The sequence below is a fragment of the Telluria mixta genome (assembly GCF_029223865.1).
In the GTDB taxonomy this organism is placed as follows: domain Bacteria; phylum Pseudomonadota; class Gammaproteobacteria; order Burkholderiales; family Burkholderiaceae_D; genus Telluria; species Telluria mixta.
The window spans coordinates 925795-946049 of record NZ_CP119520.1; the positions used below are offsets into that span (position 1 = coordinate 925795).

Annotated in this window: 19 protein-coding genes; 7 read left to right on the plus strand and 12 right to left on the minus strand. The window is 65.5% G+C overall.

Annotation, left to right across the window (positions count from 1 at the left end; translation table 11 throughout):
* Nucleotides 1–8: 8 nt before the first annotated feature.
* The 5 genes from P0M04_RS04125 to P0M04_RS04145 all read right to left on the minus strand — a co-directional run bounded on the left by P0M04_RS04125 (nucleotide 9) and on the right by P0M04_RS04145 (nucleotide 3646).
* Entirely contained in the window at nucleotides 9–467 is a 459-nt protein-coding gene (locus P0M04_RS04125) for a hypothetical protein (protein ID WP_259448622.1), read from the minus strand.
* Nucleotides 467–598 (minus strand): hypothetical protein, encoded by a 132-nt coding sequence (locus tag P0M04_RS04130; protein ID WP_259448621.1) that lies wholly within the window; start codon nucleotides 596–598, stop codon nucleotides 467–469. Before P0M04_RS04130 ends, P0M04_RS04125 begins: the two co-directional genes overlap by 1 nt.
* 101 nt (nucleotides 599–699) lie before the next feature.
* Nucleotides 700–1401, minus strand: a complete 702-nt coding sequence (locus P0M04_RS04135; RefSeq protein ID WP_259449137.1) for a ZIP family metal transporter — start codon at nucleotides 1399–1401, stop codon at nucleotides 700–702.
* Nucleotides 1402–1560: 159 nt separating this feature from the next.
* Nucleotides 1561–2376, minus strand: a complete 816-nt coding sequence (locus P0M04_RS04140; RefSeq protein WP_259448620.1) for a dienelactone hydrolase family protein — start codon at nucleotides 2374–2376, stop codon at nucleotides 1561–1563.
* Between the two features lie 64 nt (nucleotides 2377–2440).
* On the minus strand, nucleotides 2441–3646 hold the full coding sequence (locus P0M04_RS04145) for a DUF4382 domain-containing protein (protein WP_259448619.1): 1206 nt from the start codon (nucleotides 3644–3646) through the stop codon (nucleotides 2441–2443).
* 211 nt (nucleotides 3647–3857) lie between these two features.
* Between P0M04_RS04145 and P0M04_RS04150 the strand changes: the two genes are divergently transcribed.
* Entirely contained in the window at nucleotides 3858–4637 is a 780-nt protein-coding gene (locus P0M04_RS04150; protein ID WP_259448618.1) for an alpha/beta fold hydrolase, read from the plus strand.
* On the opposite strand, the gene polA is transcribed toward P0M04_RS04150, so the two are convergent.
* A complete protein-coding gene (polA, locus tag P0M04_RS04155) occupies nucleotides 4631–7390 on the minus strand; it encodes a DNA polymerase I (protein WP_259448617.1) in 2760 nt (919 codons plus the stop codon). The two genes, P0M04_RS04150 and polA, sit on opposite strands and share 7 nt — an antisense overlap.
* 175 nt (nucleotides 7391–7565) lie before the next feature.
* On the opposite strand from polA, the gene P0M04_RS04160 reads away from it, so the two are divergent.
* Genes P0M04_RS04160 through P0M04_RS04170 form a run of 3 tightly spaced genes read left to right on the plus strand, consistent with a single transcriptional unit; the run spans nucleotide 7566 to nucleotide 9793 of the window.
* Entirely contained in the window at nucleotides 7566–8009 is a 444-nt protein-coding gene (locus tag P0M04_RS04160; protein WP_259448616.1) for a DUF2782 domain-containing protein, read from the plus strand.
* A 60-nt stretch (nucleotides 8010–8069) separates the two neighbouring features.
* Nucleotides 8070–9029 (plus strand): homoserine kinase, encoded by a 960-nt coding sequence (locus P0M04_RS04165; RefSeq protein ID WP_259448615.1) that lies wholly within the window; start codon nucleotides 8070–8072, stop codon nucleotides 9027–9029.
* Nucleotides 9026–9793: a BPSS1780 family membrane protein gene (locus P0M04_RS04170; RefSeq protein ID WP_259448614.1), complete on the plus strand. Its 768-nt coding sequence runs from the start codon at nucleotides 9026–9028 to the stop codon at nucleotides 9791–9793. Before P0M04_RS04165 ends, P0M04_RS04170 begins: the two co-directional genes overlap by 4 nt.
* A gap of 9 nt (nucleotides 9794–9802) precedes the next feature.
* Here the strand turns inward: P0M04_RS04170 and P0M04_RS04175 are convergent, their stop codons facing one another.
* Nucleotides 9803–12121: a UvrD-helicase domain-containing protein gene (locus P0M04_RS04175; RefSeq protein ID WP_259448613.1), complete on the minus strand. Its 2319-nt coding sequence runs from the start codon at nucleotides 12119–12121 to the stop codon at nucleotides 9803–9805.
* Between the two features lie 235 nt (nucleotides 12122–12356).
* Here P0M04_RS04175 and P0M04_RS04180 point away from each other — a divergent pair, with 235 nt between their 5' ends.
* Nucleotides 12357–12899 carry an SRPBCC family protein gene (locus tag P0M04_RS04180; protein ID WP_259448612.1) on the plus strand — a complete coding sequence of 181 codons (543 nt, stop codon included), beginning with the start codon at nucleotides 12357–12359 and terminating at the stop codon, nucleotides 12897–12899.
* Between the two features lie 171 nt (nucleotides 12900–13070).
* A complete protein-coding gene (locus tag P0M04_RS04185) occupies nucleotides 13071–13583 on the plus strand; it encodes a hemerythrin domain-containing protein (RefSeq protein WP_259448611.1) in 513 nt (170 codons plus the stop codon).
* Nucleotides 13584–13681: 98 nt separating this feature from the next.
* On the opposite strand, the gene P0M04_RS04190 is transcribed toward P0M04_RS04185, so the two are convergent.
* The 5 genes from P0M04_RS04190 to P0M04_RS04210 all read right to left on the minus strand — a co-directional run bounded on the left by P0M04_RS04190 (nucleotide 13682) and on the right by P0M04_RS04210 (nucleotide 18498).
* Entirely contained in the window at nucleotides 13682–15754 is a 2073-nt protein-coding gene (locus P0M04_RS04190) for a M13 family metallopeptidase (RefSeq protein ID WP_259448610.1), read from the minus strand.
* An 82-nt stretch (nucleotides 15755–15836) separates the two neighbouring features.
* Nucleotides 15837–16589: a hypothetical protein gene (locus P0M04_RS04195; RefSeq protein ID WP_259448609.1), complete on the minus strand. Its 753-nt coding sequence runs from the start codon at nucleotides 16587–16589 to the stop codon at nucleotides 15837–15839.
* A 24-nt stretch (nucleotides 16590–16613) separates the two neighbouring features.
* Nucleotides 16614–17405, minus strand: a complete 792-nt coding sequence (locus P0M04_RS04200) for a hypothetical protein (protein WP_259448608.1) — start codon at nucleotides 17403–17405, stop codon at nucleotides 16614–16616.
* Nucleotides 17406–17425: 20 nt separating this feature from the next.
* Nucleotides 17426–17920 (minus strand): hypothetical protein, encoded by a 495-nt coding sequence (locus P0M04_RS04205; RefSeq protein ID WP_259448607.1) that lies wholly within the window; start codon nucleotides 17918–17920, stop codon nucleotides 17426–17428.
* A complete protein-coding gene (locus tag P0M04_RS04210) occupies nucleotides 17917–18498 on the minus strand; it encodes an RNA polymerase sigma factor (protein WP_259448606.1) in 582 nt (193 codons plus the stop codon). Before P0M04_RS04210 ends, P0M04_RS04205 begins: the two co-directional genes overlap by 4 nt.
* 148 nt (nucleotides 18499–18646) lie before the next feature.
* On the opposite strand from P0M04_RS04210, the gene P0M04_RS04215 reads away from it, so the two are divergent.
* Nucleotides 18647–20251: an alpha-amylase family glycosyl hydrolase gene (locus P0M04_RS04215; protein WP_259448605.1), complete on the plus strand. Its 1605-nt coding sequence runs from the start codon at nucleotides 18647–18649 to the stop codon at nucleotides 20249–20251.
* The last annotated feature ends 4 nt before the right edge of the window (nucleotides 20252–20255 follow it).

Below are 20255 nucleotides of genomic sequence, written 5' to 3' on the forward strand. Positions count from 1 at the left end.
CCGGGACCTCAGCGCGATCCGGTGCGCCGTGCGTGCACCGCGATCGCTTCCACGCGCTGCAGCACGACGCCCGTCTCCTTGTCGCGCACGGCGCCCGACCAGCCGCAATTGTCGACGTACGCGCCGTCCTGTCCAGCCTCGACGAACAACAGGTACGCAACGCCCGGCTCCAGTGGAAACCTGGCGCTGGTGTTCGGGGAGACGAGTTCGATCGTGCGCGCGGCCGGCGCACCTTTGAAGATGCGCGTAAGCCTGACGGTGTAGGTCGTACGATCGATGCCAGCGGCATCGTCAGTTGCGCTCACGTCACGCCCGGCGCCAGCAACGCCGAGGGCGACGATGGCGCTGGCGCGGAATTCCTGCTCGATGGATGGCTTGCCGTCCAGGCAGACAGCATGTGCTGCGGCGGCACCCGATACGCAGATGGCTGCGCACAGGACGCGCAGGGCAATCGGCACCGGGAACATCAATGACTGAAGTCGTACGGTGCCGGCAAGAAGTCCGCCAGCGTGAACAACACGACCGACAGCACGAGGGCCACGACCACGTAGGCAAAGCGCGACGGCTTGTCGCGCAACGCACCAATCAGTTCACTCACCAGCTTCGCCATAGCAACCTCCGCGACCTCCGTTCAGCCAACGGCCCAGCATAGGTCGCAAGGAATCGCCCTGTCAACCGGCAGGCGCAGCGTTTAGTATCTTAATGGCCGTGCGTCAGGAACAGCACGATGACGACGCCGAGGCCGATCAACAGGACTTGCGGAATGGTGTCGCGCACGGTGGCCCGGCGCTGCATCTGCGGCATCAGGTCGCTCACGGCGATGTAGATGAAGCCGGACGACGCGAACACCAGCACGTAGGGTATCAGGTCGCTGGCGCGGTCCAGGGTCGCATACCCGAGTATCCCGCCCAGCACTGCCAGCAGGCTGCACAACAGGTTGAACACGTAGGCGCGCACGCGCGAGAAACCGGCGTTCAGGAGCACGATGAAGTCGCCGATCTCCTGCGGGATCTCGTGGGCGATGATGGCAACGCCCGTGACGATGCCCAGTTGCGGGTTGGCGAGGAAGGCGGCGGCGATCAGGATGCCGTCCGTGAAGTTGTGCATGCCGTCGCCGATCAGGATCATCCAGCCGGCGCGCCCGGCCTGGCGCGCATCGTGGCCGTGCGCGTGATGGTGCCCGTCGCCCTCGTGGTGGTGCGAATGGCGCAGCAGCGCCACCTTCTCCAGCAGGAAGAACGCGAGCAGGCCGCCCAGCAGGGTGGCGAACAGCGCATGCGTGTCGGCCTTCGACTCGAACGCCTCCGGCAGCGCGTGCAGCAGCGACGTCGAGAGCATGATGCCGACCGACAGGCTGACCATGCGCTCGACGACCTTTGCCAGCAGCGTAAAGGAAAACACCGCGGCGGCCGTGATGCTGACCACGCCCGCCAGGCCGGTGGCCAGCAGGATGGAGATGAGAATCGGGTCGATCTGGAAGCCTCTTGTTGTTTTGGGGCGCGCGAATGCACACGCCCGCGGGCGCAAACCGCTGATTGTAACCCGACGGGCGTGGCGCCGTCAGCCGGCGCCGTGTTCGCGGAACCAGGCCAGCGCGCGGGCGAAGCCGTCGCGGGCGTCCTTCGCGTTGTAGCTCGGGCGGTAGTCGGCGTAGAAGGCGTGGCCGGCGTCGGGGTAGACGACGATCGCGGAATCGCTGGTCCCCTCCCCCAGCGCGGCCGTCATCCGTTCGACGGTGGCGACCGGGATGCCCGTGTCCCTGGCGCCATACAGGCCGAGCACGGGCACGGTGAGCGTGGGTGCGATGTCGATGGGATGATGCGGCTGGCCCGGCGGGTTCGGGTCGGCCACCAGCTTGCCGTACCACGCCACGGCGGCCGTCACGCGCGGGTTGTGCGCCGCGTACAGCCACGTGATGCGCCCGCCCCAGCAAAAGCCGTTGATGCCGAGCCGGTCGACGTCGCCGCCGTTCGCTTCGGCCCAGGCCACGCAGGCGTCGATGTCGCCCATCACCTGCGCGTCCGGCACCTTGCGGATGATCTGCGCCATGATCGTGGCCATGTCGGGGAGCGTGGACGGATCGCCCTGGCGCACGAACAGCTCGGGCGCCACGGCCAGGTAGCCCTGTTTCGCGAAGCGGCGCACCACGTCGGCGATGTGTTCGTGCACGCCGAAGATCTCGGACACGACGATCATCACCGGAAGCTTGTCCTGCCCGGCCGGGCGGGCGTAATAGACGGGGAATTCCTGGCCGTCGACCGTGAGCCTGATGGTGCCCACGGCGAGGCCTTCGGTATCGGTACGGATCACGGTGTGTTCCGTGATGGGCTGGGTCGCCGCCGCGAAGCCGCTGCCGATGCTTGCGTTGTCGTTCATCGCCTTCCTTCGTTGGGTCATGAAAGGCTTGCTATCTTAGCAGCGGCGGCGGCGGCGCGCTTGCTTACGGAGTGAGCGTGAAATCGACCTTCGTCGCGTTGGCCGTCGAGATGTCGACAATGTCGATGGCCTTGGTCGTGTAGCCCGTGCCGGCCGCCTCGACGCGGTACTTGCCCACGCCCGGCAGCACGGTCGTCGCCGCCGTGAAGGTCAGCGGCAAGGTCGCGCTGTAGACGGCGTACTGCGGCGCCGTGACCGGCAGGTTCGCGATCGTGTAGGCGCCGGTCGCGAGGTCGGCGCCGGCATACCTGACGGTCACCGTCGGCCCGGCGGCGAACGTCTGCTTCGCGGACACATAGGCCGCCTCGGTGGCGTTCGCGGGCAGGGTCACGGTGCCCGCGATCGAACCCGTCGCGCCGGCGGGCAGGTCGAGCGGTGCGGCCGTGGTGCTCAGCACCGTGCTGCCGCTGGCCGCCACCGGCACGGCGCCGACCACGCCGGCCGCATGGCCGTCGGCCGTGATCACCACGTCGTAGTTGCCGGTCGCCAGGTGCGACAGGAAGAATTCGCCCGTCGTCGCATTCGGCACGGTGGAGGCGATCACGACGCCGTTCTGCTGCGCCGACACGGTCACGTGGCTGCCCAGCAGCGCCGGTGCCACGACGCCGGAAATACCGACGACCGCCGTCGGCACGACCTTCACGACGGGTTTCAACAGGTAGCGGCCCTTCCCTTGCGTGACCACCGACTTGCACGCATCGAAGTCGAGCACGAGGTCGACCTGCTGGCCGGCCTTGACGTCGAACTCGTTCACCAGCTTGATGCCGCTCTGCGTGGCGCTCGGCGTCACCAGCGCCTGTTCGGTGCCGCCCGTCGGCACGACGGTATTGGCGTTCGCATCCAGCACGAGGCGCAACTGCGAGTAGTGCCCGGCCGCCAGCGGCGTCTGGCCCAGGGTGTCGAGCACGCCGTTGGTCAGGTTCAGCAGGTTGATCTTGCGGGCCGGGTTGAGGGTGATGTCGGTCCAGCCCGTATCGGTATCGCCCGCGCTGGCGCTGGCATTGACGCGGACCTTGCTGACCGTGACGTTGACGGCATCGAAACCGCACGCCGGCGCATCGGTCAGCGCGACGCTCAGGGTGCCCGTGGACGCGGTCGTCGTCGGCCCCGGCGTGCCCGAACTTCCTCCGCCGCCGCCGCAGGCGACGAGAGTGGTAACTATCAGAGCGCTGCCTGCCAGCAGGCCGGCTTGGTGGAATGTCTTGTTCATAGTGTGTGCCTTCTTTTATGGATGCCCGTCTCATCACGGACGGTACATACAACATACATTCCGAATGGAAATTTTTATGTTAAGCAGCGCACATTGAAACGTCTGCTTACACCTGAAGCATTTGGTAGCTGTCAAAACATACTGAACAAGATATGTTTGACAACATAATATGGCTGCGTATTCTTCAGGGCACCACTTACGAGGAGCCCATATGAAGACCCCCATCACCGTCAACGGCGTACATATCCACGTGGAAGAACACGGCACCGGCAAGCCGCTCGTGCTGCTGCATGGCGGGATCATGGCCAGCGAAGTATTCGGCCCGAACATCGCCGCGCTGGCCGGACACCGCCGCGTGATCGCCATCCACCTGCAAGGCCACGGCCACACGCCGGACGTGGACCGCCCGCTGCGCTTCGAAACGCTGGCGGACGACGTCGCGGCCGTGATCCGGGAACTCGGCCTGGGCAAGGCAGACCTGCTGGGGTATTCGTTCGGCGGTGGCGTCGCGCTGCAGACGGCGATCCGGCATCCGGAGGTCATCGACCGGCTGATCGTCGTCTCGGCCGCAGCCAAACGGGACGGCTTTTATCCGGAAGTGCGGACGGCCTTCGACCACATGGACACGCAAGCCGCGCAGATCGGCGCGCATGTGGCGCAGTCGCCGCTGGGCAAGCTGTATCCGGCCGTGAACTGGGAAACGGCTTTCCGCAAGATGGGAGAATTGCAGAGCCGCGACTACGACTGGATGCCGCAGGTCAGCGCGATTCAGGCGCGGACGATGCTGGTGTTTGCGGATGCGGATGCGATCACGCTGGACCACATGGCCGAGTTCTACAAAGCTCTCGGCGGCGGCCAGCGCGATGCGGGGCTGGATGGGTCACTGCGCGCCGCCGCCCGGCTGGCGATCGTGCCGGGGACGACGCATTACAACCTGTTGGCGACGACGACGGTCGCGCGGCTGGCCGGGGAGTTTTTAGAAGCTCAGTGAGCTTCCTCCCAGTTCGTCCCAACCCCGGTTTCGGCCACCAGCGGCACCTTCAGCGTGGCCACGCCACCCATCAGTTCCGGCAGCTTCTGCTTGACGAGTTCCAGCTCGTCCTGCGGCACTTCCAGCACCAGTTCGTCGTGCACCTGCATCACCATGCGGGTGCGCAGACCATCCTTCTCGAGCCAGTCCTGCACGGCGATCATCGCCAGCTTGATCAGGTCCGCCGCCGTGCCCTGCATCGGCGCATTGATCGCGGCGCGTTCGGCGCCGGCGCGGCGCGGGCCGTTCGGCGAGTTGATCTCGGGGAGCCACAGGCGGCGGCCGAATACCGTCTCGACATAGCCCCGCTCCTTCGCGAGCAGGCGGGTCTCGTCCATGTAGCGCTTGACGCCCGCGAAGCGCTGGAAGTAGCGCTCGATGTAGTTGCTGGCCGCGCCCCGTTCGATGCCCAGGTTCTGCGCGAGGCCGAACGCGCTCATGCCGTAGATGAGGCCGAAGTTGATGACCTTCGCGTAGCGCCGCTGCTCGCTCTGCACCTCTTCCGGCGGCACGCCGAAGATCTCGGCGGCGGTGGCGCGGTGGATGTCCTCGCCGGCCGCGAACGCGCGCAGCATCGCCTCGTCTTCCGAGATGTGGGCCATGATGCGCAGCTCGATCTGCGAATAGTCGGCCGACACGATCACGCTGCCCGCCGGCGCGACGAACGCTTCGCGGATGCGCCGGCCTTCGCTCGTGCGCACGGGGATGTTCTGCAGGTTCGGATCGTTCGACGCCAGGCGGCCCGTGATGGCGACGGCCTGCGCGTAGTTCGTGTGCACGCGGCCCGTCTTCGGGTTGACCATCTTCGGCAGCTTGTCGGTGTACGTCGACTTCAGTTTGGAGAGTCCGCGGTGCTCCAGCAGGATCTTCGGCAGCGGATAATCTTCCGCCAGCTTTTGCAGCACCTCTTCGTCCGTGGACGGCGCACCGGTCGCGGTCTTTTTAATCACCGGCAGCTGCAGCTTGCCGAAGAAGATCTCGCCGATCTGCTTGGGCGAGCCGAGGTTGAACGGGCCGCCGGCCAGTTCATACGCCTGCTGCTCCAGTTCCATGATGCGCGCGGCCAGTTCGTTCGACTGCGCCGCCAGTTTATCCGCGTCGACCAGCACGCCGTTGCGCTCGATCTTCTGCAGCACGACGGACGTCGGCAGCTCGACCTTGCGGTAGATGAAATCGAGGCCTTCGTCGCTTTCCACGTGGCCGATCATCGCCTGGTGCAGGCGCAGGGTGATGTCGGAATCCTCGGCCGCGTACTCGGTCGCGCGGCCCAGTTCCACCTGGTCGAAGCAGATCTGGTTCACGCCCTTGCCGCACACGTCGACGAAGGGAATGGTCGTGTAGCCCAGGTGGCGCAGCGCCATCGTGTCCATGTCGTGCGGCTTGTGCGATTCGAACACGTACGACTGCAGCAGGGTGTCGTGCACGATGCCACGCAGTTTCACCCCGTGGTTTTCGAAGATGTGGCTGTCGTATTTCAGGTTCTGGCCCAGCTTGGGCTTGTCCGGGTTTTCCAGCCATGGCTTCATGCGCTCGAGGACTTCCTCGCGGTTCAGCTGCTCCGGCACGCCGGCGTAGCGGTGCGCGAGCGGAATGTACGCGCCCTTGCCCGCCTCCACCGACAGCGAGATGCCGACCATTTCCGCCGTCATCGGATCGAGCGACGTCGTCTCCGTGTCGACCGACGTCAGCTCGGCCTTATCGATCAGCGCCAGCCAGCGCTCGAACTGTTCGTTCGTCGTGACGGTCTCGTATTCGCCCTTGATGATCGGCATGCCGGGCTGCGTGCCCGCCGCCCCTTCCGGCGAATTCATCGCCGGTGCCGGCGCGCCCGGGGCGCCGTACTTGGCCGCGTTGCCGGGACCGATTTCGCGCAGCATCGTTTTAAAGCCGTAGCGCTGGAAAAAGTCGCGCAGCGCGTCCTTGTCCTCGGGCCGGCCGATGAGGGTTTCCTCGATCGACACGATATGGCCCGCGAGGTCGCAGTCCGTCTTCACGGTGATCAGTTCGCGGCCCTTCGGCAGCCATTCCAGGGCGGCGCGCAGGTTTTCGCCGACGGCGCCCGTGATACTGTGGGCGTTCTCGATGACGCCGTCCAGCGAGCCGTGCAGGGTCAGCCATTTGACGGCCGTCTTCGGGCCGCACTTGGTCACGCCGGGGACGTTGTCGACGGTATCGCCGATCAGGGTCAGGTAGTCGATGATGCGGTTCGGCGCCACGCCGAACTTGGCCAGCACGCCATCCACGTCGAGCTTTTCGTTGCTCATCGTATTGATCAGCATGACCTTGTCGTTCACGAGCTGGGCGAGGTCCTTGTCACCCGTCGAGACGACGGTCTTCAGGCCGCGCGCCGTCGCCTGCGCCGCGAGCGTGCCGATGACGTCGTCCGCTTCGACGCCATCCACCATCAGGATCGGCCACCCCATGTGGCGCACGACTTCGTGGATCGGCTCGATCTGCTTGGCCAGGTCTTCCGGCATCGACGCGCGCGTCGCCTTGTATTCCGGGTACAGGTCGTCGCGGAAGGTCTTGCCCTTGGCGTCGAACACGCAGGCGATGTACGCGGCCGGGAAGTCCGCGCGCAGGCGGCGCAGCATGTTGACCATGCCGTGCATCGCGCCGGTCGGGTAGCCGTCCGGGCTGCGCAAGTCGGGCAGCGCGTGAAAGGCGCGATAGAGATAGCTGGAACCGTCGACGAGAAGCAGGGTATTGTCCATAGGGCGAATTCAAAAGTGGGGCCGCGGCGGCACGGCAAAACGTGCGCCATTATCGCAGAATCGGGGGTAGAGAAAAGCTGGGCAGGCGATGTCATCCAGATGGGGACGACGCCACACTTTTCACAGAGAAGTGGCGCTGTTTGTTACAATGAACTAAACGACAAAGGTGATCATCATGCCGCGCACCCCTATCCGCCTCGCCACTCTCGCGCTGTTCCTGACTTGCCAGGCAGGATTGGCCGTGGCCCAGCAGCAGGCCACGCAGCCGACCCCGAGCCCGGCACCGCCGAAACTCGACCGTATCGAGCCGGGCAGCGACGTTCCCGCGACCACGATCCCGCCGAAGCGCGGCACCCAGATCAAGGAAACGCGCGACGGCGGCCAGGTCACCGAAGTCGAAGTCACCACGCCCGGTGGCAGCCATTACTACATGAAACCGAACACCCAGCCCGGCAACGCGCAGACGAATTCGATCCGCGCGCCGCAGTGGAAGGTGGGTGAGTTCGACCTGTCGGGCAAGCGGAAAGCCATGAGCGAATCCGGTACCAACGCCCCGACGACGGCCGACGCGCCGCCTCCTCCTCCCATGCCGGCTACCGCCGAGCCTGAGAAGAAGTAAGCCGTCAATACGACCGGCCGCCCGAGTGTGGCCGCTACCGCGACTTTTCTTTCCTACACAATGGCAGTCTTCACCCCGGTCACGCTGGATGACCTCTCCCAGTGGATCAAGCAATTTCCTCTTGGCAAAGCACTCGCGCTGAAGGGCATCGCGAGCGGTATCGAAAACAGTAATTTCTTCCTGACGACGGAACGCGGCGAGTACGTTCTCACCATCTTCGAAAACCTCAGCTTCGAGCAACTGCCCTTCTATGTGCAGCTGATGCGCCACCTGGCCGAGCGCGGCATTCCCGTGCCGGCGCCCGTGGCGAACGACGCCGGCGAGCTCGTCGTGGCATTGCATGGCAAGCCGGCCGCCATCGTCAGCAAGCTCGACGGCAGCTCGCAGATGGACCCGCAACCGGTGCACTGCGCCGAAGTGGGCACGGTCCTGGCAAGGATGCACCTGGCCGGGCGCGACTTCCCGCTGCAGCAGCCGAACCTGCGCGGGCTGGACTGGTGGATCGAGACGGTGCCCAAGGTCCTGGCTTACCTCGACGCGGACACGGCTGCCCTGCTGCACTCCGAACTGGCGTTCCAGCGCGACTTCGCGGCCGGCACGACGTATGCGCAACTCGAGCGCGGCCCCGTCCACGCCGACCTGTTCCGCAACAACGTGATGTTCGTCGGCGAACGCCTGTCCGGCTGCTTCGACTTTTATTTCGCCGGCTGCGACACGTGGCTGTTCGACCTGGCCGTCACCGTCAACGACTGGTGCATCGACCTGGACAACGGCCGCCTCGACGAGGCGCGCGTACTGGCCCTGACGCGCGCCTACCACGCGGTCCGTCCGTTCACGGCGGCCGACCAGGCGGCATGGCTGCCCATGCTGCGCGCAGCGGCGCTGCGCTTCTGGCTGTCGCGCCTGTATGATTACTACCGTCCGCGCGAAGCCGAAATGCTCACGCCGCACGATCCGACCCACTTCGAACGAGTCCTGCGCGAGCGCATCGCACTGGGCGCCCCTGACCTGACCGCATGAACGATTTACCCGCACGTACCGGATGGGAGTGGCTGAAACAAGGCATCGGCCTGTTCCGCAAACAGCCTGCCGCCCTGACGACGCTCCTCTTCGCCAATATCCTGTTCAGCATCGGCCTGTCGGCCGTGCCGATCCTGGGTTCGGTACTTGCGGTCGTATTGATTCCATCGTTCACGATGGCCTTCATGCAGGCCTGCCTGATGATCGAGAACGGCGACCGGGTCACCCCGGCCGTGCTGCTGACGGGCTTCCGCCGGCCGGCACTGGCCGCGCTGTGCAAGCTGGGACTCGTCTACCTGGGCGTGTCGCTGCTGATGATGGTGATCACGCGCCTGGCGATTCCGCCCGAGGTGATCATGCAGATGATGCCGCGGCCGGACGCCAAGACGCCGCCGACGATCCAGACGTCGCACATGCTGGCCCTGTTCGGCGTCTTCTTGCTGGACGTGGCCGTGCTGGTGACGCTGTGCTTCGCCGCCCCGCTCACCTACTGGAAGCACATGGGGCCGGGCAAGGCCACGTTCTACAGCTTCTTTGCCGTCATCCGCACGGCACGCCCGTTCCTCGTGCTGCTGGCGGCGTGGTTCGGCATCTTTTTCGGCATATGCATCCTGGCCGCGCTGGTGTTCGGCGACGCGGCGCTGGGCCGCGTCGTGCTGATGTGGCTGATCTTCCTGTTCATGCTGCTGCTGCAGTGCGCGATGTATGCCGGCTACCGTACCATCTTCGGCAAGCCGGCCGACAAGGCGCCACAGCCGGCTTGACGTTCACCTTCAGCGGCCGATGCGCTCCAGCTTGGCCACCGACAGGTCGAGCACCTTCATCCCCGCCGCGCCAAAATTGATCTGCGCGCGCGCACTGCCCGCGCCGCCCTCGATATTGACGATCACGCCTTCGCCGAAGCGCGCGTGACTCACGGATTCGCCGATGCGCCAGCCGGTGCCGTTGCCGCTGGTCGACTTCTGCGCGATCTGCTTGGCGATGTGGTTATCGCTGCCGCCTTCGCGGAACGTAGCATCGTCCCATGCCGTCGTCGACTTGCGGCCGGCGAACCAGTTCGTCTGTACGCGCGGCGTCAGCCATTTCAGCGCGTGTTCCGGCAGCTCATCGAAGAAGCGCGACTTCATGTTGAAACGCGTCTGGCCATGCAGCATGCGCTGCTGGGTAAAGCTCATGTACAGGCGCCGGCGCGCGCGCGTGATCGCCACGTACATCAGGCGGCGTTCCTCGTCGACGCCATCCATCTCGCGCGCGCTGCTCTCGTGCGGGAACAGCCCCTCTTCCAGGCCCGTGATGAATACGGCGTCGAATTCCAGGCCTTTCGCGGAGTGCACGGTCATCAGCTGGATCGCTTCCTGCCCGGCCTGCGCCTGGGCGTCGCCCGCTTCCAGCGACGCGTGCGCGAGGAAGGCGGACAGCGGCGACATCACGGTGGCCAGCGGCGCATCCGCGTCGAGCACGTCGATGCCGTCCCCGTCCACGATCGCCGTGCCGCTCGCCGCGGCCGCCTGCGGGCCGAGGTGAGCCGGCGCATGCGTACCGAAACCTTCTTCCTGCACGAACTGCGTGGCCGCACCGACCATCTGCTGCAAGTTCTCGATGCGTTCCTGGCCCTCTTTCTCGTTACCGTAGTGCGCGAGCAGCGTGCTGCGCTCGAGCACGACGCGCACCATTTCCGGCAGCGGCAGCTGCTGGGTCTCGAAGCGCGCGCTCTCGATCAGCTTGACGAAGTTGCCGAGCGCCGTGCCAGCCTTGCCCGTCATGTAAGGCACGGCCGCGTACAGCGACACGCGGTACGATTCGGCCGCCATCTGCAATTGCTCGATCGAGCGGGCGCCGATGCCGCGCGTCGGAAAATTCACGACGCGCAGGAACGCGGAATCGTTGTGCGGATTGTCCATCAACTGCAGGTAGGCGATGGCGTGCTTGACCTCGGCGCGCTGGAAGTAGCGCAGGCCACCGTACACGGTGTACGGCAGGCCGGCCGCGAACAGCGCATGCTCGATCACGCGGCTTTGCGCGTTGGAACGGTACAGCACGGCGATCTCGCTTTTCGACACGCCTTCCGCCATCAGGCTCTTCGCTTCGTCGATGATCCACTGCGCCTCTTCCAGGTCGGACGACGCTTCGTAGATGCGCACCGGCTCGCCCAGTCCCGCGTCCGTGCGCAGGTTCTTGCCGAGGCGTTTCGCATTGTTCGAGATGAGGTGGTTCGCGCTGTCGAGGATGTTGCCGTGCGAGCGGTAGTTCTGCTCCAGCTTGATGAGGTTCTTGACTTCGAAGTCGCGCTCGAATGCCTGCATGTTGCCCACGTTCGCACCGCGGAACGCGTAGATGCTTTGGTCGTCGTCGCCGACAGCGAACAGCGCGCCGCCGCGCTGCTCGCCGTGGCCGGCCAGCAGTTTCAGCAGGTTGTATTGCAGGTCGTTGGTGTCCTGGAACTCGTCGACGAGGATGTGACGGAAGCGCATCTGGTAATGCTGGCGCAGCGGGTGATTGCGCTGCAGCAGCTCATAAGCGCGCAGCAGCAGCTCGGCGAAATCGACGACGCCTTCGCGCTGGCATTGCTGGTCGTACACGTCGTACAGCTCGGCCATGCGCTTCTGCACGTGGTCGTATGCCTCGACGTCGCCCGCGCGCTGGCCCCGGTCCTTGGCGTTGTTGATGAAGTACATCAGGTCCTTGGCCGGGTACTTCTCGTCGTCCACGTTCAGCGCTTTCAGCATGCGCTTGATCATCGACAGCTGGTCTTGCGAGTCGAGGATCTGGAACGTCTGCGGCAGCGCGGCGTCGCGGTGGTGCGTGCGCAGCAGGCGGTTGCACAGGCCGTGGAACGTGCCGATCCACATGCCGCGCGTGTTTACCGGCAGCATCGACGAGAGGCGCGTGAGCATCTCCTTCGCGGCCTTGTTCGTAAACGTCACGGCCATGATGCCGGCCGGGGACACCTGCCCGGTCTGGATCAGCCAGGCGATGCGGGTGGTCAGCACCCGCGTCTTGCCGGACCCGGCGCCGGCGAGAATGAGGGCGCTCTGGGACGGCAGCGTGACGGCCGCCAGTTGTTCGGGGTTCAGATTGTCGAGGAGATTCATGCGGGCATTATAAAACGTCGGGACGCCCTCGGCATCGCCGCGGCGGGATTTTTACTGATGATATATACAGTATCACAACAAACGCAGATTCTTTTGCAAATGTTTCCGCAAGGCTCGCGGGCGCCGTGTTGATCGCTTTTGACGTACTTTTGACGACAGATGCGGTCCAGCCCCTGTGCGGGCGTGGGCCGGTTTTGTGTAACGCAAGCGAAGCTAGAGCATAAGGAGGTAACAAATGCTGAACCGTGTAGTGACGGTCGCCGCGCTGGCCGTCGGCGGCATGATGCTGTCCAAAAAACTCAAAGGCAATAAATCGGGCATGGGCTCGTCGATCATCGAAACCATCGAGGTCAACGTTCCCGTGCGTACCGCCTACAACCAATGGACCCAGTTCGAGGACTTCCCGCAATTCATGGGCAGCGTCCATGAAATCCGCCAGCTGGACGACAAGCGCCTGCACTGGAAGGCCAACGTGGCCGGCGAGGAAAAGGAATGGGATGCCGAGATCACGGAACAGATCCCGGACAAGCGCATCGCCTGGCGCAGCACGAGCGGCGTGCCGAACGGTGGCGTGGTGACCTTCCATAAGATCTCGGACGACGTCACCCGCATCACCCTGCAGATGGATTACGAACCGGAAGGCCCGATCGAGAAGATCGGCGACGCCCTTGGCGCCGTCCGCCTGGAAGCCCGCGGCAACCTGCAGAAGTTCAAGGACATGCTCGAGAAGCGCGGCAAGGAAACAGGCGCGTGGCGCGGCAGCATCTCGCAGCACTGAGCAATACGCCTCTCATGAGCGCCGCCCACTGGGCGGCGTTTTTTTTGACAGCGAACGTTGCGGACACGACCGACGGTGCGTTACCTAACATGCTGCCAGGATGACCGGGGAGTAGGATGAAACCCTGACGGCATATCGGAATATGCCGGTCAACCGTTGAGGAGAATCCCCATGGCAACGAAAGACGACCCCACACGGTCGAGAACGCAGGACGCGTTCCCCGTCGACAATCCCGTCCAGGCCCTGCTGCGCGACCACGACCTCGTGCGCAAGCTCGCCGACGCCTACCGGAACACGCACAGCGCCGACGTCAGGAAGCAGGCGGCAACCCAGCTGCTCCAGGCGATCCACATGCACTCGCGCCTCGAGGAAGGCATCTTCTATCCCGGCGTGCGCCGGGTGGACCCGAACCTGATCGCCCGCTTCGAGGAAGACCACCTCGCCGTCGACGACCTGCTGGCCACGCTGCAAGGCATGTCGATGGACGAGGCCCGCACGGAGCCCCTGGTACGCGAACTCATCGATGTCGTCCTCAGCCATATCCGCCAGGAAGAAGAACAGCTGTTCCCCGAACTCAAGCAGGCGGCGCTCGACCTGACGTCGATCGGCCTGGAGATGCAGGCCTTTGAGGCCAATCTCGTGCACATGCAGGCGCAGCTGAGCGACCAGGCGTCGCGACGCTGAATGCGCTACTAAAACGTCATCCCGCGAAAGCGGGGATCCATACTGAGGCAGCAGGACGCTCAGCATGGGTTCCCGCTTTCGCGGGAACGACAGCTAAATCACCACACCCTGCAGCGCTTTTCCTTCACCATCGGCTGCCCCGCCTTGCACTGGAACGCCTGCTGGAACTGCGGCATGTTCACCATCAACCCGTTGACGCGATAACGCCCGGGCGAGTGCGGGTCCGTCATCGCGCTCACGCGCAGGTTTTCCGGGCGATCGTTTTCGCAGGCCCACTGCGCGTAGCCGACGAAGAAACGCTGTTCGGGCGTCAGGCCGTCACGCAACGGCTGAGGTTGCGCCTTCTGCGGCATCGCCGCTATCTCCGCCTGCCACGCCATCCAGCCGAGGATCAGGCCACCCAGGTCGGCGACGTCCTCGCCCAGCGTCAGCTTGCTGTTGATCTTGATGTCGTCCACGACCGTGTACTGCGCGTACTGGTCGACGATGCACTGGGCGCGCTCCTCGAACGCCTTGGCATCCTTCTTCGTCCACCAGTCCTTCAGGTTGCCGTTGACGTCGAACTGGCGGCCTTCGTCGTCGAACGCGTGGGTCAGTTCGTGGCCGATGGTGCCGCCCGTGTTGCCGTAATTGGGCGCGTCATCCATCTTCGGATCGAACAGCGGCGGCTGCAGCACGCCGGCCGGGAAGTTGATGTCGTTCATCTGCGGATCGAAGTAGGCGTTCACCGTCGGCGGCGTCATGCCCCACTCGGTGCGGTCGAGCGGCTTGCCGATCTTGGCCAGCTGACGGCGTGCCTCGAACCGGTTGCCGCGCTCGACGTTGCCGGCGAAGTCGCCCGCCTTGACGACGTAGGCGCCGTAGTCGCGCCACTTGTCCGGGTAGCCGATCTTGTTGACGATGGCGGCCAGTTTTTTCTGCGCCTGCTGCTTCGTCTCCGCGCTCATCCAGTCGAGCTCGTCGATATCCTTCTTCATCGCGTCCTCGATCTGGCGCGTCATGTGCAGCGCCTTGTCCTTCAGCTCGGGCGAGAACGCGCGGCCAACGAATTCCTGCCCCAGCGCTTCGCCCAGCTGATGGTCGACGAGCGCCACGCAGCGCTTCCAGCGCGGTTGCTGCTGCTGCACGCCGCGCAGCGTCCTGCTGAAGAAATCGAAGTGCTCGTTGTCGAAGTTCGACGCCAGCACCGGCGACAGGTTGCGCGCCACGTGCCAGCGCAGATACGTGCGGGTGGCCTCCGGGCCGTTCGTCTTCCACATCTTGCCGAGCGCCTTGAAGAACGCGGGTTCGGTGACGTTGAACGTGCCCAGGCTGCCCTCGCCCAGCTCATCGAGGTAAGCGTGCCAGTCGAAGCCCGGCGTCAACGCCTGCAGGCCCTTCGCATCGACCTTGTGGAACAGTTTATACGGGTCGCGCTTGTCGACGGTCGACAGCGACGCCTTCGCCAGCGTCGTCTCCATCTGCATCACGCGTGCCGCGTTGCGCTGCGCCACGGCCGGCGCATCGCCCAGCAGCTTGAACGTGTTCGCGATGTGCGCGACGTATTTGGCGCGGATCTCCTTCGACCTGGCGTCCGTCTTGAAGTACGAATCGCGGTCCGGCAGGCCCAGGCCGCCCGCGACGGCGAATGCGATCACGCGCGAGGAATCCGCGAAATCCTGGCTCGACGAGAAGCCGAAGAACAGGCCGGGATCCGCGAGCGCCAGTTGCAGGCGCGCGAGCACGCGCGGCAGGTCGCGGTTCGACTGGATCTTCGCGATCTCGTCGAAGTACGGCGTCAGCGGCGCGGCGCCGCGCGCTTCGATGGCCTTCTCGTCCATGCAGGCGCCGAAGTAATCGCCGATCTTTTGCTGGTTGGCGTTACGGCCGTCCTGGCGCCGCGCGAGGTCTTCGAGGATGCCCCACAGGTAGCGGCGATTGTCCAGCGCCAGCTTGCCGTACACCGACCAGCGCGCCTGGTCGGCCGGGATCGGATTGTTCTTGATCCAGCCGCCGCACGCGTACTGGTAAAAGTCGACGCAGGGGTCGGCGTTGCGGTCCATCGAGTTTACGTCCAGGCCCGGCGTGTACGGGAACGACGTGGCAGGACGCTCGGCCGGCGTCTGGGCGGTGGCGATGGCGGCGCATCCGGCCAGGACGGCGCAGACGGCAAGACGAAGAGACAATCGCATGAATATTCCTGGTAAGAATGGCAGAAAACGGGCCGGGTCGTGCTCGGCCTCGTGCGCGGCCCGTCATGCTGCCATGCTGTGGTCATTCATGCAATGCGATATCGCGAATCGCGTAACCCTCCGGCAAGGCAAACGTGGATGCCGGGACGTCGCCGAACTTGAGGTTCTCCACGTGCATGACGAAGTCTCCAAGTTCCGGCATGGACATTTGCATGTAGACGATGGTGGCCAGATCGGGGGCATACCATGTTTCCGACGTGTGCACCAACGGCTTCTCGTTGCCCTGGGCGCCGGCAGGAATGGTGGTTTCCGACCGGGTGCCGCTGGCCTTGACGCCGGCGATCAGCTTTTCCCCGAGTTCGGTCTTTGCGCCGGACTTGTCTGGGAACTTCGGTGCCGACCGCGATTCCAGCGCCGCGCCCTTCAAGCGCAGGATTTCCTTGCGCTCCGGGCAGACGAGGTAGACAGCCTGTTTCGTCGGATCGGCGATGACGATGCGCTCCAGACCGGACGCCGACGAGGCGATGCGCGCGCGGCCCTTCTCGTCGTAGGCATACGAGATCGTGCTTTGGGTTTTGACCGTGTTCGCGCCGGTGAGGGCCAGGGCCACATTCGTCACGTAATCGTAGGTGTACGCCAGCCGCTTGCCTTCGAGCATCCTGAGCCTCGCGACGGCAGCCTGGTAGTCGGTGCGCAGGCGCTCGGGACCGAACTGGTCGGCAAAATCCGCCCGGGCTATGCCGGTCGTGTCGGCCTGGGCAGCGGCGGTGCGCATCGTCACCGGCAGGACCTGGCACGCGAGCAGCAGGCTGAACAGGATTGCGGAAACTTTCATGGTCTTCCCTTTCGTTTGATGAATTCAGCGGCGCACGATTTCGCGCACCGTGTAGTCGGCCGGCACGGCAAACAGGGCCGTCGGCGGTTCGAGGCGGGAGAGGTTCCGCATGCGCATCACGCTCTCGCCCATGAACGGGTTGGTCATCCTCATCTCGAGGGGAATCGACAGGTCGCGCGCCAGCCACATTTCAGTCGTGCTGACCATCGGCTTGACGTTGCCGGCCGCCCCCGCCGGGACGGTCACGGTCGTTTGTGTCCCCTCGGCCGTCACGCCCTCGATCTGTTTCGTGCCGAGCGAACGCGACTGGGTTACCGCCGCCGTGGCGTCGCCGGCCAGTGCCGGCGCCAGCTGCTCGGCGACCTTCGCAGCACCCGGCACGGGCGCCGCCGGACCGGCCGGTGCCGCGCCGGACGTCCCGGCGGGCCTCGGTGCCGTAATGGCCATCCGGTAGCCCGTCTTCGTGTCCGGATACAGGCGATAACTCATGCCCGCGTCGGGATCCTGGATCTGCACGAGCGGCTTGCCCTTCCATTCCGATTCCACCCGGGTGCGCCCATCGCCATCGCGGTACAGCTTTTCCGTATTGCGCTGGACGATGCGGTTGCCGTCGGCCAGCACCTTGACCGATTCCGTCACGCGTTCGGCGGAATACGGCAAACCGCGCACCGCGCAGCCCTCGGTACAATGGGTCGAGGCGCTGATCCGCAACAGCATCACTTCCAGCGTGTCATTTGCCGCCCCGCCCTGCTGCGCATGGGCCACGGGGGCCAGCGCCAGCAAGGCGAGGCCGGCGGACAGGACAATCCGTCTCATCACTCCTCCTTCGAAAAACATCAATTCACGGCAAGCCGTATCGCCAGCGATTCGCCTGTTGCCGCCACCAGCAGTTCGGCGTGGACCAGTTCATGCGGCGCATCCGCCACGATCGGGATACCCATCTGCACGAGGGCAGCGCGCGACAGGTCCGCCTGCCGCAGTTGCGGATTCGGCGCGGCCGCCATGCGCTCCTGGGGCACGAGCGGCACGAACCCGACGTCGGCCGCCGCCAGCACACGCTCCACGCGGGGCGACGGCGCCGCCGCGGGCAGCAGGCTCATGCCGGCAATGGCCAGCGCACACGCCACCGCGCCGATACCGGCCCAGGACGCGATCGCATCGGCACTCCAGCGGCGATACCACGGCCGCGGCGCGTGACGTTGCGCGAACGCGCGCAGCAGTGCCTCTTCCACGCGGTCGGGCGGGGCCGCCTGCGCAAGGGCGCGGCGCGCGGCCTGCCATTCCGGGGCCGGGCCGGTGCCGTGATCGTCGTCGCCATCAAACCTGTTCATGCGTTGTCCTTTGCAATGGCCCGGTACGGCGCGAGCGCCTGTGCCAGGGCGGCGCGGCCGCGCGCCAGGCGCGACCGCACGGTGCCGATCTCCAGCTGGCAGATCTGGGCAATTTCCTGATACGTTTTTTCGTGCAGCTCGAACAGAATCACCACGTCGCGGTAATGCGGCGCCAGGACGGCGAGCGCGCGCCGCAGATACTCGACCGCTTCCTCATCCAGCATCCTGGCCAGCGGTTCCGCCGCCGGATCGACCAGTTCCAGCCCGTCCTCCCCGTCGTCGTCGCCGGCGGGCTGCACCCAGCGGCTGTTCTGGCGCGCATGCCCCAGCACGAGGTTGCGGGCCACGCCGTACAGGAAGTTGGCGAGCATGCCCTTCAACGGATCGAAGCCGTAACTGTCGTTCAGGAGGCCCATGAACACGTCCTGCACGACGTCCGCCGCCACGTCCGGCGCGCCGCTGTGCAGCAGCGCGAAGCCGTACAAGCCGCTGCGGTGGCGCCGGTACAGGGTCTGGAATGCGGCCTGGTCTCCCTGTCGGATCGCGCGCAGCAGTTCGTTGTCGTCGGTCTCGTTCACGATGAATTCGTTCGTTCTTTTTACTTATTTGAACGGGGTAGCTGAAAAGTTCCAGAATATTTACGGGAAATGCAGATGTAGTATTGCTACGGTTTACCTAGCGATAAATTTGTAGTTTAATAACATCGATATCACTCAAGGACATCCGATGCACATCGCCCGCGACGCCGATCCCCTCCTGCTCCCCCACCTCGCCGCCGGCGGCGTGCGCTTCGTCTTCGACGGCCCGGAAAGCCTGCGCACCGTCGCGCTGGCCGGCACGTTCAACAGCTGGGTGGGCAATGCCTGCATGCTCGAGCGCGTGACGCCGACCCGCTGGACCTGCACCCTGCCGCTGCCGCCCGGCCGCCACCTGTACAAGTTCGTGCTCGACGACACCGACTGGATCGCCGATCCGGCCAACCCGTGGATGTCCGAAGATGGCCAGGGCAATTCCTGCCTCACCGTCTGCCAGGACGGCACCGTATTCCTGCGCCGGCGCGGCCTGTGCGCGGACGCACCGGGCGCGCTGTACCGCGATCACCAGGCGTTGCCGAGTCCGGAATGGCTGCGCGACGCCGTGGTTTACCAGCTGTCCGTGCGCGCGTTCGGCGGCGACTTCGACGGCGTGCGCGCCCGCCTCGGTCACCTCGCCGACCTGGGCGTGAACACGATCTGGATGATGCCGATCCACCCTATCGGCGTGGCCGGCCGGCGCGGGACATTGGGCGACCCGTACGCGGTGCGCGACTTCGAAGCCATCGACCCGGCCCTGGGCGACGAAGACGGCCTGCGGCGGCTGGTGGATGCGGTCCACGCGCGCGGCATGCGCATCGTGTTCGACTGGACGCTCAACCGCAGCAGCGTCGACCATCCGCTGACGGTAACGCACCCCGAGTGGTTCCAGCGCGACCGGGAAGGCAACGTGATGTACGCGGTGCCGCGGCGCGAGTATTTCGCCGGCTTCGATTTCAGCAACCGTGACCTGCGCCGCTACCTGGTCGATGCGATGTGCCGCTGGGTCGAACGCTTCGGCCTGGACGGCATGCGCTTCGACGATTCCGACATCACGCCGACGGATTTCCTCGACGAGATCCGCGCGGCGCTGGCGGCGGTCAATCCCGACATCGCGCTGATCTCGCAGGCCTACGACGAGTTCCACCACCTCGCCGCCTGCGACCTCACCTACGAAGGGGGCACGCGCGAGATGCTGCGCCGCGTGGCGCACGGGGAAGCGGGCGCGCGCGAGTTCGCGCAGTACTGGAACGAATCGACGTACAGCTTCCCGCGCGACGCGCTGCGCCTGCGCTGGCTGGAAGAGAAGGAGCAACCGCGCGCCGATGCCGTGTTCGGCCACGACGCGCACCTGGCTGCAGCGGCCGTGCTGCTGACGATGGATGGCGTGCCGCACATCCTGATGGGCCAGGAATTCGACGAGTCCGGCTGGCGCGACTGGACCGTGCTGTTCGACGACTGGCGCCTCGACTGGTCGAGGTTCGACCACGCCGCATTCGCCCACTTCAGCGCCCTGATCAAGCTGCGCGCACGCCACCCTGCCCTGCGCCGCGGCGCGACCGCCTTCATCGACGGCTTGCCGGACGGCGTGATCGGGATGGTGCGCAGCCTGGACGGCGAGCGCATCGCGGTCTACGCGAACCTGGCGACGACGGCAACCCTGCCGGACGGGATGGGTGTGCCGCTGTATGCCCGCGGCTGGGACCAGGACGCGGGCAGCCTGGATGCCCACGGCTGCCTCGTCGCGCCGCTGCGCTGACGTT

Excerpts from the sequence above, each read along its gene's own strand:
- P0M04_RS04125 (WP_259448622.1), bottom strand. The coding sequence starts at position 467 with ATGTTCCCGGTGCCGATTGCCCTGCGCGTCCTGTGCGCAGCCATCTGC.
- P0M04_RS04140 (WP_259448620.1), bottom strand. The coding sequence starts at position 2,376 with ATGAACGACAACGCAAGCATCGGCAGCGGCTTCGCGGCGGCGACCCAG.
- P0M04_RS04145 (WP_259448619.1), bottom strand. The coding sequence starts at position 3,646 with ATGAACAAGACATTCCACCAAGCCGGCCTGCTGGCAGGCAGCGCTCTG.
- P0M04_RS04150 (WP_259448618.1), top strand. The coding sequence starts at position 3,858 with ATGAAGACCCCCATCACCGTCAACGGCGTACATATCCACGTGGAAGAA.
- polA (WP_259448617.1), bottom strand. The coding sequence starts at position 7,390 with ATGGACAATACCCTGCTTCTCGTCGACGGTTCCAGCTATCTCTATCGC.
- P0M04_RS04160 (WP_259448616.1), top strand. The coding sequence starts at position 7,566 with ATGCCGCGCACCCCTATCCGCCTCGCCACTCTCGCGCTGTTCCTGACT.
- P0M04_RS04165 (WP_259448615.1), top strand. The coding sequence starts at position 8,070 with ATGGCAGTCTTCACCCCGGTCACGCTGGATGACCTCTCCCAGTGGATC.
- P0M04_RS04170 (WP_259448614.1), top strand. The coding sequence starts at position 9,026 with ATGAACGATTTACCCGCACGTACCGGATGGGAGTGGCTGAAACAAGGC.
- P0M04_RS04175 (WP_259448613.1), bottom strand. The coding sequence starts at position 12,121 with ATGAATCTCCTCGACAATCTGAACCCCGAACAACTGGCGGCCGTCACG.
- P0M04_RS04180 (WP_259448612.1), top strand. The coding sequence starts at position 12,357 with ATGCTGAACCGTGTAGTGACGGTCGCCGCGCTGGCCGTCGGCGGCATG.
- P0M04_RS04185 (WP_259448611.1), top strand. The coding sequence starts at position 13,071 with ATGGCAACGAAAGACGACCCCACACGGTCGAGAACGCAGGACGCGTTC.
- P0M04_RS04190 (WP_259448610.1), bottom strand. The coding sequence starts at position 15,754 with ATGCGATTGTCTCTTCGTCTTGCCGTCTGCGCCGTCCTGGCCGGATGC.
- P0M04_RS04195 (WP_259448609.1), bottom strand. The coding sequence starts at position 16,589 with ATGAAAGTTTCCGCAATCCTGTTCAGCCTGCTGCTCGCGTGCCAGGTC.
- P0M04_RS04200 (WP_259448608.1), bottom strand. The coding sequence starts at position 17,405 with ATGAGACGGATTGTCCTGTCCGCCGGCCTCGCCTTGCTGGCGCTGGCC.
- P0M04_RS04205 (WP_259448607.1), bottom strand. The coding sequence starts at position 17,920 with ATGAACAGGTTTGATGGCGACGACGATCACGGCACCGGCCCGGCCCCG.
- P0M04_RS04215 (WP_259448605.1), top strand. The coding sequence starts at position 18,647 with ATGCACATCGCCCGCGACGCCGATCCCCTCCTGCTCCCCCACCTCGCC.